At 71.1% G+C, this 15,528-nt stretch carries 14 protein-coding genes; 2 read left to right on the top strand and 12 right to left on the bottom strand.

Features of this window, described 5'->3' with window-relative positions:
* Positions 1-6: 6 nt before the first annotated feature.
* The 3 genes from AC1MEY_RS14135 to AC1MEY_RS14125 form a co-directional block, all read right to left on the bottom strand.
* Positions 7-2,373 carry a lysylphosphatidylglycerol synthase transmembrane domain-containing protein gene (locus AC1MEY_RS14135; RefSeq protein WP_480231209.1) on the bottom strand — a complete coding sequence of 789 codons (2,367 nt, stop codon included), beginning with the start codon at positions 2,371-2,373 and terminating at the stop codon, positions 7-9.
* A gap of 49 nt (positions 2,374-2,422) precedes the next feature.
* Positions 2,423-4,204: a penicillin-binding transpeptidase domain-containing protein gene (locus AC1MEY_RS14130; protein ID WP_480231208.1), complete on the bottom strand. Its 1,782-nt coding sequence runs from the start codon at positions 4,202-4,204 to the stop codon at positions 2,423-2,425.
* 63 nt (positions 4,205-4,267) lie between these two features.
* Positions 4,268-5,830 carry a Bcr/CflA family efflux MFS transporter gene (locus AC1MEY_RS14125; RefSeq protein ID WP_480231207.1) on the bottom strand — a complete coding sequence of 521 codons (1,563 nt, stop codon included), beginning with the start codon at positions 5,828-5,830 and terminating at the stop codon, positions 4,268-4,270.
* 65 nt (positions 5,831-5,895) lie between these two features.
* Here AC1MEY_RS14125 and AC1MEY_RS14120 point away from each other — a divergent pair, with 65 nt between their 5' ends.
* Positions 5,896-6,360, top strand: a complete 465-nt coding sequence (locus tag AC1MEY_RS14120) for a MarR family winged helix-turn-helix transcriptional regulator (protein WP_480231206.1) — start codon at positions 5,896-5,898, stop codon at positions 6,358-6,360.
* An 18-nt stretch (positions 6,361-6,378) separates the two neighbouring features.
* Here AC1MEY_RS14120 and AC1MEY_RS14115 read toward each other — a convergent pair whose 3' ends face one another.
* The 6 genes from AC1MEY_RS14115 to AC1MEY_RS14090 form a co-directional block, all read right to left on the bottom strand.
* A complete protein-coding gene (locus tag AC1MEY_RS14115) occupies positions 6,379-6,822 on the bottom strand; it encodes a nuclear transport factor 2 family protein (RefSeq protein WP_480231205.1) in 444 nt (147 codons plus the stop codon).
* Positions 6,823-6,894: 72 nt separating this feature from the next.
* Complete coding sequence (locus AC1MEY_RS14110) at positions 6,895-7,701, bottom strand: oxygenase MpaB family protein (protein WP_480231482.1); 807 nt, start codon at positions 7,699-7,701, stop codon at positions 6,895-6,897.
* Between the two features lie 105 nt (positions 7,702-7,806).
* On the bottom strand, positions 7,807-8,772 hold the full coding sequence (locus AC1MEY_RS14105) for an acyl-CoA dehydrogenase family protein (RefSeq protein ID WP_480231204.1): 966 nt from the start codon (positions 8,770-8,772) through the stop codon (positions 7,807-7,809).
* Positions 8,769-9,965: an acyl-CoA dehydrogenase family protein gene (locus AC1MEY_RS14100; protein ID WP_480231203.1), complete on the bottom strand. Its 1,197-nt coding sequence runs from the start codon at positions 9,963-9,965 to the stop codon at positions 8,769-8,771. Before AC1MEY_RS14100 ends, AC1MEY_RS14105 begins: the two co-directional genes overlap by 4 nt.
* Positions 9,962-10,900 carry an acyl-CoA dehydrogenase family protein gene (locus AC1MEY_RS14095; protein WP_480231202.1) on the bottom strand — a complete coding sequence of 313 codons (939 nt, stop codon included), beginning with the start codon at positions 10,898-10,900 and terminating at the stop codon, positions 9,962-9,964. The genes AC1MEY_RS14100 and AC1MEY_RS14095 overlap by 4 nt, the downstream gene beginning before the upstream one ends.
* Complete coding sequence (locus tag AC1MEY_RS14090) at positions 10,897-12,036, bottom strand: acyl-CoA dehydrogenase family protein (protein WP_480231481.1); 1,140 nt, start codon at positions 12,034-12,036, stop codon at positions 10,897-10,899. Before AC1MEY_RS14090 ends, AC1MEY_RS14095 begins: the two co-directional genes overlap by 4 nt.
* A 58-nt stretch (positions 12,037-12,094) precedes the next feature.
* Between AC1MEY_RS14090 and AC1MEY_RS14085 the strand changes: the two genes are divergently transcribed.
* The gene (locus AC1MEY_RS14085; protein ID WP_480231201.1) at positions 12,095-12,874 is read left to right on the top strand and encodes a FadR/GntR family transcriptional regulator; all 780 of its coding nucleotides are present in this window, start codon (positions 12,095-12,097) and stop codon (positions 12,872-12,874) included.
* A gap of 10 nt (positions 12,875-12,884) precedes the next feature.
* Here the strand turns inward: AC1MEY_RS14085 and AC1MEY_RS14080 are convergent, their stop codons facing one another.
* From AC1MEY_RS14080 to AC1MEY_RS14070, 3 genes are read right to left on the bottom strand one after another with little or no spacing between them, the layout of a single operon-like run.
* Positions 12,885-13,187: a hypothetical protein gene (locus tag AC1MEY_RS14080; protein ID WP_480231200.1), complete on the bottom strand. Its 303-nt coding sequence runs from the start codon at positions 13,185-13,187 to the stop codon at positions 12,885-12,887.
* Complete coding sequence (locus tag AC1MEY_RS14075) at positions 13,184-14,683, bottom strand: class I adenylate-forming enzyme family protein (RefSeq protein ID WP_480231199.1); 1,500 nt, start codon at positions 14,681-14,683, stop codon at positions 13,184-13,186. Before AC1MEY_RS14075 ends, AC1MEY_RS14080 begins: the two co-directional genes overlap by 4 nt.
* Positions 14,680-15,513, bottom strand: coding sequence for an SDR family oxidoreductase (locus tag AC1MEY_RS14070; RefSeq protein WP_480231198.1), 834 nt, complete (start codon positions 15,511-15,513; stop codon positions 14,680-14,682). The genes AC1MEY_RS14075 and AC1MEY_RS14070 overlap by 4 nt, the downstream gene beginning before the upstream one ends.
* Positions 15,514-15,528 lie beyond the last annotated feature (15 nt).

The raw sequence follows: 15,528 nt of genomic DNA, 5'->3' as shown, positions 1-15,528 counted from the left end.
ACGGCGTCAGATCATGTCGTGCTTGGTGAGCCACCGCATGACGGGCCATCCGATGAACACCGGCAGCCAGCAGGTGAGTACGCGGTAGAGCAGGACCGACGGCACGGCGATCGCGGCGGGTACGCCGAAGGCCGCCAGGCCACCGATCAGCGCTGCCTCGACGGCGCCGACGCCACCGGGGGTGGGCGCCGCGGACGCCAGCGTGCCGCCGATCATCGTCACCACCGTGACCGTGACGAACGACGTGTCGCCGCCGAACGCCTCGATGGCGGCCCACAGCGCCAGCGCGGCGCCCAGAGTGGTTGCGCCGCAACCCAGGACGATCAGGCCGAGCCGCTTGGGTTCGCGGGCCAACTCGACCAGGTCGTGGGCTACCTCGCTCAGCCGGGGGCGTACCGCGGTCGCCAGCCAGCGGCGCGCGGTGGGGAGGAACAGGAAGGTGCCCACGATTCCGAGCGCGGCGCCGCCGATCAGATACAGCACCGTCGTGGACGGCACGAAGTGCGACAGGTTGGCGGACGCGCCTGCGACGGCCGTGAAGAAGACGAGCAGGACGAGGTGCGTGATCACCTGCACCGACTGCTGCAGGGCGACCGCGGCGGTGGCGCGCAGCGTGCCGAGTCCGGACTTCTGCAGGAACCGGGTGCTCAGGGCGAGACCGCCCACGCCCGCCGGGGTGGTCGTGGCGGCGAAGGTGTTGGCCACCTGCATGATCACGAGGTTGCGGAAGTTCACCTTCTCGGATGCGCATGCCCACAGCGCCGCCGCGGCGCCGACGTAGGTCAGCGCCGACACCGCGAGGCCCATCAGCGCCCACCACCAGTTCGCCGTGCGCAGTTCGGAGAAGAACGCGGGCACGGTGCTGATGAACGGGTAGGCGACGTAGACCAGCGCGACGAGCAGCACCAGCTGGATGAGCTGGCTGCGGCTGAACCGGGTGATGGTCTCGGCGCGGATCCGGTCGGCTCCGGTCTGCCGCTTCACCTCGTCGCGGGCGCTCGACATGACCGACTTCGCGTCGGGGACCGACTGTCGGAGTCGTTGCGGCATGGCGGATTTCGACAGTCTGCTCGACGCGTCGAGCACGGCGTCGCGGCCGAACGTCCCGATGGCCGTCGTGACGGCGGCCTCGGCGCCCCAGAGTGCCGTCGACGTCAGCAGCAGCTGAGCGACGTCCGACTGCAGTTGGGTGTCCGAGGCGCCGTACTCGGCGTTGCCGAAGCCGCCGAACAGCGCGGTGTCGCCGGCGACGGTGATCTCGTCGGCGCGCAGGTCGCCGTGCGAGATCTGGTGTTCGTGCAGTCCGCGCAGCGCCGTCCACGCGGCCGCGACCGGAGCGGTGGCGCCCAGTGCGGCGCCGCGGGGCTCGCTGTGCGCGTAGAGCGTCCAGCCGCGGTCGAGTGCGGCCACGGCCAGCGTCCTGGTGTTGGACAGCTCGAGATCGTCGATGGCGATCGCCATCAGTGCCCGGTGCTCGACGGCGCGGCGCATGGACGTCTGCAGGGGTGCGGTCTCGTCGTTGCGCAGTGTCAGGAACCGCCACAGCTGTCGGAGTGCCCCGCCGCTGCGCTGATTCGGCCCGTACAGCTCCACGACGGCGGGGGAGTCGCCGTCGGCGCAGTCCGCGGAGAGCACCAGCGGGCCGGGTCCCGCGGGTCGCAGGACCCGCAGCGCGGACACGGTGCACGCCCGTCGGCCGAGCGCGCGGACGGCCGCGACCAGCGGCACCTCCAGTGCCGGTGTGCCGACGATCAGGACCGTCAACGCGCCGACGAACCAGCCGACGGACAGCCCCAGTAGCGTCCGTGCCGGCACGACGGCGCTCACCACCAGGTGGATGGGCACGAACGCGAGCAGCAGCGTCCACCACCATCGACGCCAGCGGGCGGGCACCCACGGGCCCGACACCGTCAGCACCGCGGCGAGCATGGCGATCCAGCGCGGATCGTCGAGGAACTGCGAGAGCGTGGTGTTCAACCGGTCGAACAGGTCGAAGTGCCAACGCGGCGCGGCGATTCCGTTGGCGGTGATCGACAGCGCGAGGATCGCCGTCAGCCCCGCCGCCGCGTACGCACCCAGCAGCTTGTACTGCCGGGCGACGATTAGCCCGATCAGGATCACGAACGGCAGCGCCAGGATTGCGACGCCGTAGACGACGTAGACCAGGTTGGACTGGGTCGGGGTGAGCACGCCGACGATGTCGGAGATCGACCGTTCCAGTGCCACCCAGTCCCGGCGGGTGACCAGCGAACTGGTGACGATGACGACCAGGAACAGGAAGGCGAACGTCAGCCGCAGGATGTCGTTGGTGCGTCGGTGCAGCGGTTGCAGCAGGCTGCCCGAGACGACCAGGTCCCGGCCGTCGACGCGCACGGTCCCCACCTTCCCGGCCCTGGCGTCGCGAAGTTTCGCGAAACGCCGCTCAGCCGGCAAGGGCGGGCCGCAGGAAGTCGCCGGTGATCGTGACCGCGGGCGTGGACGTGTCGCCGCCGACGACCAGCGTCGCGAAGGCGATGTCGCCGGCGATGCCGGCGAACCACCCGTGCGAGCTGGTGTTGTCGCCGAATTCGGCGGTGCCGGTCTTGCCACCGAGGCCCGGCACGTCGCGCAGGGCGGTGGCGGTGCCGTCGGCGACGGTCTGGGTCATCATCGCGCGCAGACTGTCGACGACGGCGGGCGGAATCGGCCGGGACTCGGTGTCGGCGGTGGTCTTCTCGCCGACGACGAGGGTCGGTGTGATCGTCGAGCCGTGGCCCAGGCTGGCCTCGGCGACGGCGAGGCCGAACGGGCTGACCGTGACGGTGCCCTGGCCGATGCCGTTCTCCACCTTCTGTGCGGGCGTGTCCGCGTCGGGCACGTTCCCGGTGATGGTGGTCAGTCCGGGGACCACGTAGTCCACGCCGATGCCGAAGAGCTTGGCCATCGCGGGCAGGGCGTCGGCGGGCAGTTCGTCGGACAGCACGGCCATGGTGGTGTTGCACGACTTGGCGAACGCCGTCACGAGCGGCACGGTGCCCAGGTCGAACTCGTCGTCGTTGGGGATGGTGCGGTTCTCCACGGTGACGCGGCCGGGGCATGCCAGCGGGCTGTCCGGGGTGGCGATGCCGGCCTGCAGGGCCGCCGCGGTGGTGATGGTCTTGAACGTCGACCCCGGCGGGTAGGAACCGGAGAAGGCGATGGGGCCCTGGGCGTTCGCCGCGGCGTTCTGCGCGGCGGCGAGGATGCCGCCGGTGCTGGGGGAGATCGCGACGATCACGGCGGGCCGGGGTTCGGTGGCCACGGCCTGCTGGGCGAGGAGTTGCAACCGGACGTCGAGGGTGGTGCGGACCGGTGGGGTGTCCTTCGGCGGTGCCGACGCCAGTTGGTCGGTGGGTTGGCCGTCGGCGCCGACGAGCATGGCCGACCAGCCGGCGGACGCGTCGATCCGCTGCTGCCAGATGTCCGCGAGCCCCGCGATGGCCGGGGAGGCGAGGTTGCGGTCGTCGGTCAGCAGCGCGCCCTGCTCGGCCACGGTCACGCCGGGGATCTGCGACAGCTGATCGCGCACCACGTCGAGGTCGGCCTGACGGAGGCGGACGACGGTGACCGCGTCGTCCTGGGTGCCGGCGAACTGCTCGGCGATGCTCGCGTCGGTGATGGTGGGAGCAAACTGCTGCAGGAGCGGGGCGAGCTGGGCTGCCGACGCGAGATTCGCCCGGGCGAGGGTGACGACGCCGACGGTCTGCCACGACATCAGCGGCCGGCCGTCGCGATCGGTGACCGGGGTCAGGTAGTTCTTGTCGTCGCTGTACTGGAACGTCTTGCCGGGCGCCAGGTCGGGGTGGAGCACCGTCGGCGCCCACTGCACGCGCCAGTCGTCACCGGACTCCGTGGCGGTGGCGGTGACGTCGTACCGCAGGGCCTTCTCTGGCCCGAACGTCCACGTGTACGTGAGGGTGGCACGGTTCTCGTCGTCACCGGCCTCGGCGGAGGCGACGGTCAGCGTGGCGTCCGTGCCCATGCCCTCGAACATCGACGCGAGGACCGGTGTCGCGGCGGCCGGGTCGCTGGTCGCGGCTGCCGCCGCATCCGCGTCCTTGCGCTGGACCGCGTCGGCGAAGGCGGCGAAGGCGTCCTGCGGACCGCTGCCGCCGAACACTGAACACCCCGTCGATCCGAGCACGAGGGCGCACAGCAGCAGGGCCGATAGGCAACGTCGAATCATGTTCCCCCGAGGGTAACGACGTCGACGCGTTCTACTCCGGTGGCGCGGCCCGGGTGTCGGGGATCAGGCCCGGACCCACTCCACGGTCAATTCGTCGCGGTCGCCGAAGCGCTCGAGGTGGCGCCCGACGACGTCCTCGTAGGTGGCGATCACCTCGTCGTCGGCGCGGATCTCGATGATCAGTGCCGACGGCGTGGAGGTCAGCGAGACGTCGGCTGCTCCGTCGCCCATGACCAGTGAGCCGGCCTCGTCGGCCTCGTTCCACGTGCCCACCGACCTGCGGCCCAGGTGGGACACCAGTTGCTTGCCGTAGCGGGGTGCACGTTCGGTGGGCACGGTGGCCAGGCTGATCGCGTCGGTCATGGCGTCGTCTCCTTCGGGGTGGTTTCGTACCGGCCTGCCGGCGACGAGGTAGGCGGCCACCGCGAGCGTGCTGGTGCACAGCATGACGATGGCGGCGGGGACCGCGGTGTTCTCCCCGGCGATGCTCACCAGTGGTGAGACCGCCGCGGCGACGCCGAACTGCAGGGCTCCGAGTACGGCCGACGCCGTCCCGGCGGCGCGCGGCGCGGCGCCCAGCGCCAGTGCGGTCACGTTGCCGAAGACCAGGCCCATGCTGCCCACGATGACCAGCAGGGGCAGTGCCAGCCATCCGGCGGGGAGGTCGGACAGGGCCAGCGCCAGCAGCACCAGCGTGGCGGTGGTGATGGAGGCGACGCCGACGGCGGCCACCTTGCGGACCTCGACGCGCGATGCGAGGCGCGCGGAGAGGGCGCTCGCGCTGAGCAGCGCGAGGGCGTTCACGCCGAACATCGCCCCGTACTGGCCGGCGCTGAGGCCCATCATGGTCTGGTAGATGAACGGCGAGGCCGAGATGTAGGCCATCATCGTCGCGAAGGCGCCGCAGAAGGCGAGCGCGTGACCGAGGTAGGCCCGGCCGAGCAGATCGCGCAGCGGCGATCCGAGCGTCGCGCGCGACTCGCGCAGTGCGGCACGGCGGTGTTCGGTGTGGGTCTCCCGGATCACCAGGAGGACGGCGAGCAGCATGAGCGTGGACAGGGCGAGGATGACCGCCAGCGCGCCGCGCCAGCCGATCGGTGCGACCAGGAAGCCGCCGGCGAGCGGCGCGATCACCGGTGCGACGCCGCCCACGATCATCATGAGGCTGAACGCCCGCGCGGCGGCCTTGCCGGTCGCGAGGTCGGCGATGATGGCCCGGCCGATCACCATGCCCGCGGCGCCTGCGACGCCCTGCGCGAAGCGGGCGCCGATGAGGACCTCGACGTTCGGCGCGAACACCGTTGCCGCACTGGCGATCACGCACACCGTCGCACCGACCAGCATGGGGCGCACCCGGCCGTAGCGGTCGGACAGCGGACCGAAGATCAGCTGTCCGACGGCGAGGCCCAGCAGGAAGGCGGTCAGCGTGAGCTGGACGGCGGTCGCGGACGCGTCGAGGTCGGCGACCATCGCCGGGAAGGCGGGGAGGTACAGATCGGTCGCGAACGGTGCGACGGCCGACAGCAGGGCCAGGGTGACCAGCAGGGCCGGCGTGATGGCCTGGGTCGGCCGGTGCTCGTTCGCCGCGGGTGCGGTGTGTGAGTCGAGCGGGGTGTCCACGGGCACGGGTCTCCTCAAGTGGTTATCAAAAGATAGTTATGAGAGTACAACCATGTTGGTAGGGTGGCCAGATGAACGCGAGCGAGGATCGTCACACCGACGACGGGTACGCAGACCTCGCCGACGTGGTCCAGGCCCTCGCCCGCATCATCGGCGCGGACGCACATGCCGACCCCGGTGTGGTGGACCTGACCGCCACCGAGATCAACGTGATGCGCTTCGTCGACCGCCATCCCGGCGCGTCGCCCAGCACCGTCGCGGCGGCCACCGGTCTGCAGCGGAGCAATCTCAGCCGCGCCATCCGCGATCTCGAGGCCAAGGGCATGATCCACCGGACCGCCGACGCGGCCGACGGCAGGCAGGCCCGCCTCGTCCCCACCGACCGAGCGGCGAGCAACCTCGCGCGACTGCGGTCGAAGTGGTCACGGCTGTTGTCGTCGGCGGGCGCGGACGACCGAGATCTCGCCGCGGCCCTCCGGCTGCTGACCGACCTCGAGGACGGGCTCTCGCCCTCGGCGCACCGCGACGGAGGCTAGCGGCCGCGGGACCCGCCGTCAGTACCTCAGGTGGTGGCTGGTGTCGCCCACCTGGTCGACGAACATGGTCCGGGAGTCGAACCACCAGTCGCCGTCGACGCGGTGGAAGGTGTCGCGGTAGTGACCCGTCACGATGACCTGCAGCGGGAGGTCCGGCGTCGCCTGCGTCACGCAGTAGTACGCGCTGCCGCGGGCGGTCTGCGACCCCTCGTCGACGTAGACCTGTACGTTGCTGGTGAAGTGCTTCGTCTTGGGAGTGCCGTCGTCGTAGCGGCGCACGGCCGTCTCGTACATCCGGCGGACCCGGGCGGCGCCGTCGAAAATCGACTCCGGCGGACCGTCCTCCATCCCGCAGATGCGGCCGTGCGCGAAGAGTTCCGCCACCCCGTCGAAGTCGCCTGCGTCGATGCGCTCGGCGTACCGGTACACCAGGTTCTCGATCTCGCGGGCGTGGTCGGTCACCGGGGGCCCCGCGTCGGCGTCATCCGCCGAAGACAACCAGCGGCTCCGACGGATGTCAACGACTCCGTGCGCTCAGGCGGTGTCGCTCCGGTCGAGCACCCAGCGGATCCCGCCGACCAGCGTCCGTCCCGCGACCCGCACCGCGGTCGCCTCGACCGGCGGCAGATACGGCAACCGCAGCGGCGCCCGGGCCCAGGCGGGCAGCATCGCGACCGACGTCGCCGCGAGAACGCCGTAGGGCGGTCTGGCGAGCAGCGGCAGTGGCGGTGTCAGCAACAGGAACTTGGCGGCGTCGCGGGCGGCGGCCGTGCCGTGCAGTTCCGGACGGTAGGAGGCGATGCGCTGCTTCAACTCCCGTTCGGTCCGCGGCGGATCCACCACGCCGAGTGCGGCGGCGACGCGGGCGGTGTCGGCGACGTAGTCGTCGCGTCCCTGCTGATCCAGCGGGTTGGCCCCGTAGCGCTGGTGGGCGAGCAGGAAGCTGTCGATCTCGGCGATGTGCACCCACTCGAGCAGGTGGGGATCGGAGGCGTCGTAGGGCCGGCCGTCGGCGGCGATGCCGTGCACCCGGCGGTGGATGCCGCGCACCTGGTCGACGGCGCGCTGCGCATCCTTCGCCGGACCGAACGTGGTGACGGCGAGGAAGGTGCTGGTGCGTTGCAGTCGGCCCCAGGGATCGCCGCGATAGTCCGAGTGACCCGCGACGCCCGCCATCGCGAGGGGGTGCAGCGACTGCAGGAGGAGGGCGCGCAGACCGCCGACGAACATCGACGCGTCGCCGTGCACCCGCCGGATCGGCCGGTCGTCGTCGAACCAGCGGGGGCCGGGGGTGTCGTGGATGCGCGCGCGGTTGGCCGGGCCGTCGGGGCCGGCGACCATGCCGAACAGCCTCTGGCTCAAGCCATCGCGCACACTGGTCAGACCGGGCAGCGTCACCTCTCCGACAGTACGCGCGAGGTTGCCGCCCACGACGTCGGTCGGGCCTCAGCCGTACCGCGCGGCCAGCGTCCTGCGGTGCTCCGCCGGTGCCCCGTAGAGGGATCGGTTGAGCGTCGCCCGCTTGAGGTAGACGTGCACACCGCTCTCCCAGGTGTAGCCGATGCCGCCGTGCAACTGCAGGGCCTTCCCGACCACGTCGACGGCCATCGACGTGGCGTAGGACTTCGCCATCGCGGTGGACGCCGCCGCGTCGCGCCCGGCGGCCAGGTCGGCGGCGGCCGCCGTCACCAGCTGCCGTGCCACCGCGACCTGGACCAGCATGTCCGCGCAGGCGTGCTTGACGGCCTGGAACGAACCGATCGGCCTGCCGAACTGGTGGCGCACACCGGCGTAGTCGACGGTGCGTGCCAGCATCGCCTCGGCCAGCCCGAGGCTGTCGCATGCGATCGCCACGGCGGCGCGCTGCAGCGCCGCGCGACCGCCGCCGGTGAGCGGCCAGGACTGCGTGACGGGGGCGCCGTCGGCGCTGACCGTCGCCAGCCGGCGGGTCTCGTCCACGACGGGCTGGGGTTCGACGGCGACGCCCGTCGCGAGCACCACGGAATCACCGGTGACCAGCAGCAGGTGGTCGGCGCCGTCCGCGTCCGGCACGAACCGGGCGCGGCCCGTGACCGCGTGGCCATCTGACGTGAAACCCGTTGCCACCGAGGCCGTCGCGCCCGCAGCGAGACGGTCGAGGAGATCGTCACGGGACTGGTCGGGGGTGAGTGTGGTCAGGACGCCGATCGCCAGCGCCGATCCGAGGTACCGGGTGTAGGCGGCCGCGCGGCCGAGTTCCTCGAGCACGATGGCGGTCTCGACGAACGACGCGCCCGACCCACCCTGGTCCTCGCCCACCTCCAGGCCCGTCCACCCGGCGTCGACGAGCCGGCGCCAGTCGGGGGTGCCGCGGGAGAGGACGTCGCGCGCCACCGCGCGCAACTCGTCGTGCAGGTCGCCGAAGTCCGTCACGTCGTCACCGGTTCCCGCGGCAGCCCGAGGCCGCGCTCGGCGATGATGGTCCGCTGGATCTCGCTCGCCCCGCCGGGGATCGTCCACTCCCAGGACCCGATGAAGTCGAGTACCCACGCGCCCGACTCCCAGCCGCTCGACATGGGCTTGCTGAGGACGGCGTGGGCGTCGAGACCGCCCACCTCGACGCCGAAGTCGGTCATCCGTTGCAGCAGCTCGCTGTAGAACAGCTTGACGATCGACGGGTCGGCGGGACCCACGGCACCACCGTCGTGACCCTCGACCACGTCGCGGCACAACCCGCGCAGGCCGCTGATCTCGATCTCCAGGCGCGCCAGACCGTCTCGGACCACCGGGTCGTCGAGCGGTCGGGAACCGTCGGCGCGGGGGCGGTCGCATTCCTCGACGAGCCACCGGAATCCGGCGTTGCCCAGCCGTTCCGCGAGTTCCAGCATCGTCATGCCCCGCTCGGCACCCAGGGTCGCCTGAGCCACCTGCCAGCCGCCGTTCTCGGGTCCGATCAGGTTGGCCTCGGGGATGACGACGTCGTTGAGGAAGACCTCGCAGAAGTGCGAGTCGCCGACGGCGTTGCGGATGGGCCGGACGTCGATGCCGGGTGAGGTCATGTCGAGGAGGAAGTACGAGATGCCCTTGCGCTTGGCCGCATTCGGGTCGGTGCGGGCGAGCAGCAGGCACCAGTCGGCGTGTCGGCCACCACTGGCCCACAGCTTCTGCCCGTTGACGACGAACACGTCGCCCTCGCGGCGGGCCGTCGTTCGCAGCGCGGCCAGGTCCGATCCCGCCTCCGGCTCCGAGAAGCCCTGCACCCAGATCTCACCGTCGAGGATGGCCGGCAGATGCCGGCTGCGCTGCTCGTCGGTTCCCGCGACCAGCAGGGTCGACGCGGCGTGGTGAATGCCGACGAAGGCGAGCACCAGGCGCGGCGCATCGTGGGCGGCAAGTTCCTGGTACAGCACGATTTGCCGCTCGACCGACATGCCGCCGCCCCACGCGACCGGCCAGTGCGGCACGGCGAATCCGGCTGCATGCAGCTCGGCGAACCACGCCTTCTGGAAGGTGACGAATCGGTCGTCGGTGGCACCGGTCTGGGCCGATCGCCAGTCGGCGGGGACGTGGTCGACGCACCACTGCCGCACGTGGGCGCGGAACTCCGTCAGCTCGTCGGTGCTCATCGGACGGCCTCGGCTTCCGGGGTGTAGAGGCCGGCCAGCCCGCGTCGGTCGACGCGGGTGGTCAGCTGCTCACGGGTGGCCGACAGGCCGATGGGCAGGCGCCGCAGCGGCTGACTGTGCCGCGACAGCCACGACAGCGTCGTCTCGTCGCAGAAGCCGACGGCTCCGTGCAGTTGGTGGGTCACCCGGAAGACCACCTCGGCCGCCTCGAGTGCGGCCATCCGCAGGGCGAGTGCGTCGTTCAGGGCGTCGGCGCCACCGGTGCCGACGCTCCACAGGGTGTACTTGGCGAGCATGTCCAGTCCCGACCGCTCGACCTCGGCGTCGGTCAACTGGAACTGGACGCTCTGGAACCGCGACAGCGGCTGCCCGAACTGCTCTCGCATCCGGACGTGGGCGACGGTGAGGTCGATGGCGCGATCCAGCATTCCGAGGAGCGTCCAGCACGGCAGCGTCAGTGCCAGCGGCAGGTCCGACGAGCCGTCGGCGTCGAGTGGTCGGAGGTCGAGCGTGCTGACGAAGCCCGGGCCGGGTGCCGACGCACCGTCGACGCGATACCGGGTGCCGTCGAGTGCGACTGCGACCCACCGGCCGTCGACGCCGCCGATGGCGGCCGACGGGCGAGCCGCCGAGACCACGACGAGCCCGTCGGCGTCCAGTGCCGCGGGGGCGGAGAGCCGCTCGGCGACCGGGTAGGGCAGTGCCCAGTACCCGGCGCTGCGGCAGAGGGCCGCGGCGGCCTCCAGCGAATCCGTGTCCTGGGTCGGTTCGAGATCCCAGGCACCGAGGTCGGCGAGTACCGCGCCGGCGAGCGCCTCGCGCGCCGTGGGGTCGGCTTCGGCACGCTGGACCAGGTGGTCGCCACCGGCGGCCTCGAAGGCATGTCGTGCCGCGACGCCGAACTCGACTGCTTCGGGACTCAGGTCGATGTTCATCGCGCTCCCAACATGTTGCGGGAGAGCAGGATGCGCTGCATCTCGATGCTGCCGGAGGACACCGTGGACGCCTGTGAGTACTTCCAGTGGTCCTCGACCTCGCGGCGGAACACCTCGGCGAGCCCGGCCGTCGCCACGGGCAGGTCGGCGGCGATCTCCATCAGGACCTCGGCGCTGTCCTGATCGAGCTTGGTCACCGCGATCCGGTAGGCGGCGGCATCGGTGGGCGTGACCTGACCGGTGGCCTGCAGGGAGACCACCCGGTAGGCGAGCAGGCGGGCGCGTCGACAGTGGGTCAGCATGCGCGCCCACCGGCCACGGAGTTCGGCGGGCAGCAGGTCCCAGCGGTCGCCCAGCGCGTCGGGTGCCATGTGCAGCAGGCGTTCACAGCGCGCGTACCGCGCGATTCCGACGCGCTCGAAGGCCAGGACGTTCTGCACGATGGACCACCCGTCGTCGACGGTGCCGAGGACGTCGGCGTCCGTCACGCGCAGGTCGTCGAAGAACACCTCGTTGAGGTGGTGCGGCCCCATCATCGAGCCGATGGGACGCACCGTGATCGCGGGATCGGACATGGGCACCAGGAAGATCGTCAGTCCCTGCTGCTTCTTCTCGCCGCGCGTGGTGCGGGCCAGCAGGAAGCACCACTGCGCCATCGTCGCGTAGGAGGTCCAGATCTTCTGACCGTTGATCCGCCAACCGTCGCCGTCCCGGGTCGCGGTGGTGCGCAGCGACGCGAGATCCGAACCCGCCTCCGGCTCGCTGAAGCCCTGGCACCAGATGACCTCGCCGCGCGCGATGGGCGGCAGATGGGTGCACTGCTGCTCGGGGGTGCCGTGCCGCATCAGCGTGGGGCCCACCCAGTTGACGCCCATGTACTGGGCGCCGCGCGGCTCGTGATGGGCCCACATCTCCTCGCGCACGACCGTCTGCTCCCAGGCCGACGAGCCGCGCCCACCGAACTCCGGCGGCCACGACATGCACAGCAGGCCCCGCTCGGCGAGCAGCCGGCAGAACGCCTGTGCCGTCTCGAGATCGGCGGGGTCGGAGGTGAAGGCGCCCAGGAAGTCGTCGGGTACGTGGTCGTGCACCAGGTCGCGAAGCTCACCGCGCAGCGTCGTCGCAGCAGCGGTCATCTCGAAGTCCACTCGTCGATCGTAGGGCAATCCTTATAAGGATTGCTAGTATTGACCCATGACGCCTCCCGGGCACACCCCGCAGCAGCGGATCGCCGAGACGGTCGCCGCCGAACTGCGGGAGCGCATCCTCGTCGGTTCGGACACCGACCGGCTCCCCACCCAGGATCAGTTGGTCAGGGAGTTCGGCGTCAGCCATCCGTCGGTCCGGGAAGCGTTGCGGATACTGGAGACCGAGGGCCTCGTCACCGTTCGCCGCGGCAGCGTCGGTGGCGCCGAGGTACACCGTCCCGACCAGACGTCGGCCGCCTACCACCTCGGTCTGGTGCTGCAGGGTGCGGGCGTCACCCTCGGCGATCTGGCCGAGGGGCTGCTACGGCTCGAGCCGCTGTCGGCCGCGGACGTGGCGCGTCGGCCGGATCGCGCGACGGCCGTGGTGCCGGTGCTCCTGGCCAACGTCGAGGCGTCGGCGAACGCGGTGTCCGACGGCGTCGCCTTCACCCGCATCGCACGCGAGTTCCACGATCTGATGGTGGCGTTCACGCCGAACGACACCATCCGCTACGTCGTACGGAGTCTGGTCGCCCTGTGGTCGGCGCAGGAGCAGCAGTGGGCGGCGCTGGTCACCCGCCGGGGCGAGTACCCGTCGCCCGCGGAGGCGAGGGGGGCCGTGCGCACCCACCGCAGACTGGTCGACCAGATCGCCGCGGGACGGTCCGACGAGGTGCACCGCCTGGTCCGGCGTCACCTCGCGGCGACGCAGGCGGTGTTGCTCGAACGCTTCACCGGCGACGTGGTCAGGGCCAGCCCCGCCAGGACGGCGCGGGTCCGCGCCTGACCGGCTCGGGTCAGTCGCTGGCCGGCAGCGGCTTGGCTTCCTTGATCGACAGGGGCGTGGCGCCGATGCTGAGCGTCCCCTTGCCTGCCTTGGTCACCAGCACCTCGGCGCCACCCTCGTCGACGTACCGCTTGCCCATCAGATTGCCGTCGGCCAGCGAATCGTCCAGCGACAGAGCGGCATCGGCGTCGTCCCCGATCGGGATCATGGGGGCACCTCCGGCGCGCAGATCGTCGAGGCCGTCGGCGCTGCGCACCACGATCACCTGGGTGTCGCAGACCTGGCTCTGCAGGCGGCTGCCGTTCTTGATCACAGGGGCTCCTTCGTCGTGGCGTTCACTTCGTCGACCAGTTCGCGGCGCAGCACCTTGCCGGTCGCATTGGTGGGGAGTTCGTCGCGGAACACGACCCGGTCCGGGGTGCGGCTGCCGCGCAGCTGAGAACGTACGTGGGCCCGGAGGTCGTCGACGTCCGGGTCGGCGCCGGGCTGGGGGACGACCACGGCGACGATGATCTGCCCCCACTCGGGATCGTCGGCGCCCACCACCGCACAATCCCGCACGTGCGGATGCTCGACCAGGACGTCCTCGATCTCGGCCGGCGCGATGTTCTCCCCGCCGCGGATGATGGTGTCGTCCGACCGCCCGCCGATGAACAGGTAGCCGTCGGCGTCGAGGTAGGCGACGTCGCGCGTGGGGAACCAGCCCTGCTCGTCGAGTACCGACCCGACGTCGGTGTAGCGCCCCGAGACCTGCTCGCCACGCACGAACAACTCGCCCGGCTCGCCGGAGCCGAGGACGCTGCCGTCCTCGCCGCGGATCTGTACCTCGATGCCGGGGACCGGTTGCCCCACCGATCCGAGCCGGCGCATGGCCGCCTCGTCGTCGGCCGCCAGTGCGGCGCGGTGGTCGTCGGGGGTGAGCACGGCGATCGTCGAGCTGGTCTCGGTCAGGCCGTAGGCGTTGACGAAGCCCACGTCGGGCAGCAGCGACAGCGCCCGACGGACGAGGGGGAGCGCGACCTTGGAACCGCCGTAGGCCAGCGTGCGCAGCGAGGGCAGGGTCACCTTGTCGGCGTCCAGGACGGTGACGATGCGGTCGAGCATGGTGGGTACCACGGTCGCCGAGGACACCTTCTCGGTGCCGACCAGGCGCACCCATTCGAGTGCGTCGAAGTTGGTGAGATACACCATCTTCCGGCCCGCGTAGAGGTTCGACAGCGCGGCACTGACCCCCGCGATGTGGTACGGCGGGACGCAGACGAGCGCGGCGTCACCGGGATCGGCGGCGCCGAACTCGACGGTGCCGGTGATGTAACTGGTGAGGTTGGCGTGGGTCAGTTCGACGGCCTTGGGCGTGCTCGTGGTCCCCGAGGTGAAGAGCACCACCGCGACGGCCTCGGGATCGGCGAACTCCGCGACGGGTTCCTCGGTGCGTGCCCGGTCGACGAACTCGGTGGAGCCCAGCACGCGGTATCCGTCGCCGACGGCCTCGCGGTAGTCGTCGTCGACCACCACCAGCGGATCGGGCAGGCGGTCGAGCAGGGCGCGCAGGCCGTCGGTCGACAACCGGTAGTTGAGCGGGGTGACCGGGACGGCGGCGCGCGCGGCCGCGAACAGCAGCAGGGGCAGGATCGCCCCGCCGGTGCCCACGTACGCCACGTGCCGGGCGCCGGACGCGGCGATGACGCCCGCCCCACCGTCGGCCAGTGTGCTCAATTGCCCTGTGGTGAGCCTGATGTCATCGGCCACCACCGCCGTCCGATCCGGATCGGACGAGGATGCCATCTCCAGCAGCAGCGAGATACTCATGACTTGTCCAGGAAGATATCCCACATGGGGTCGTCGCCGCCGCCGTACCGCGACAGGTCGGTCTGGCCCGCGGCGGTGAGGACGTCGGCGTCGATGAAGCACTGGCCGTTGACCTCGGCGGCGGTCTTGCCGAGGACCGCCACCGCGGCGTCGGACATGATGTCGACGCTGCGCGAGCGCTCGACGAGTTCGTCGCCCGCCCGAAGGTTGGTCACCGCCGACGTCGCGATGTAGGTCTGCGGCCACAGGCAGCTGAAACCGATGTCGTCCGCCGCGTATTCGCTCGCCCAGCCCAGCGAGAGCAGGGTCATCCCGTACTTGGAGAGCGTGTACGACGGGTGTGCGCCCAGCCAGTGGGGGGAGAGATTGAGCGGTGGTGCGAGCGTCATCACGTGCGCGTGCGGCGACTCGCGCAGGTGCGGCAGCGCCGCCTTGGTCAGGAGGAAGGTGCCGCGCACGTTGATGTCCATCATGAGGTCGAACTTCTTCGCCGACAGGTTCTCGGTCGAGTCGGTCGAGATCGCGCTGGCGTTGTTCACCACGACGTCGACGCCGCCGAATCGCTCCACCGCGGCGTCGACCGCGCGTTGAACGTCCTCCTCATTGCGGACGTCGCCGACGACCGCCAGGCCCTTGCCGCCCGCCGCCTCGATCTCGGCGACCGCGGTGTGCACTGTGCCAGGCAGTTTGGGGTGGGGTTCCGACGTCTTGGCGAGCAGGACGACGTTGGCCCCGAGCCGTGCGGCCCCGAGCCCGATCGCCAGTCCGATCCCGCGGCTGCCGCCGGAGACCACCAGGGTCCGGTCGGCGAGCGTGTGCTGTTCGGTCACGCGTGATCACGCTCC

The sequence above is a fragment of the Mycobacterium sp. PTI7 genome (assembly GCF_056679845.1).
This window is presented reverse-complemented; position numbering and strand designations above follow the sequence as displayed.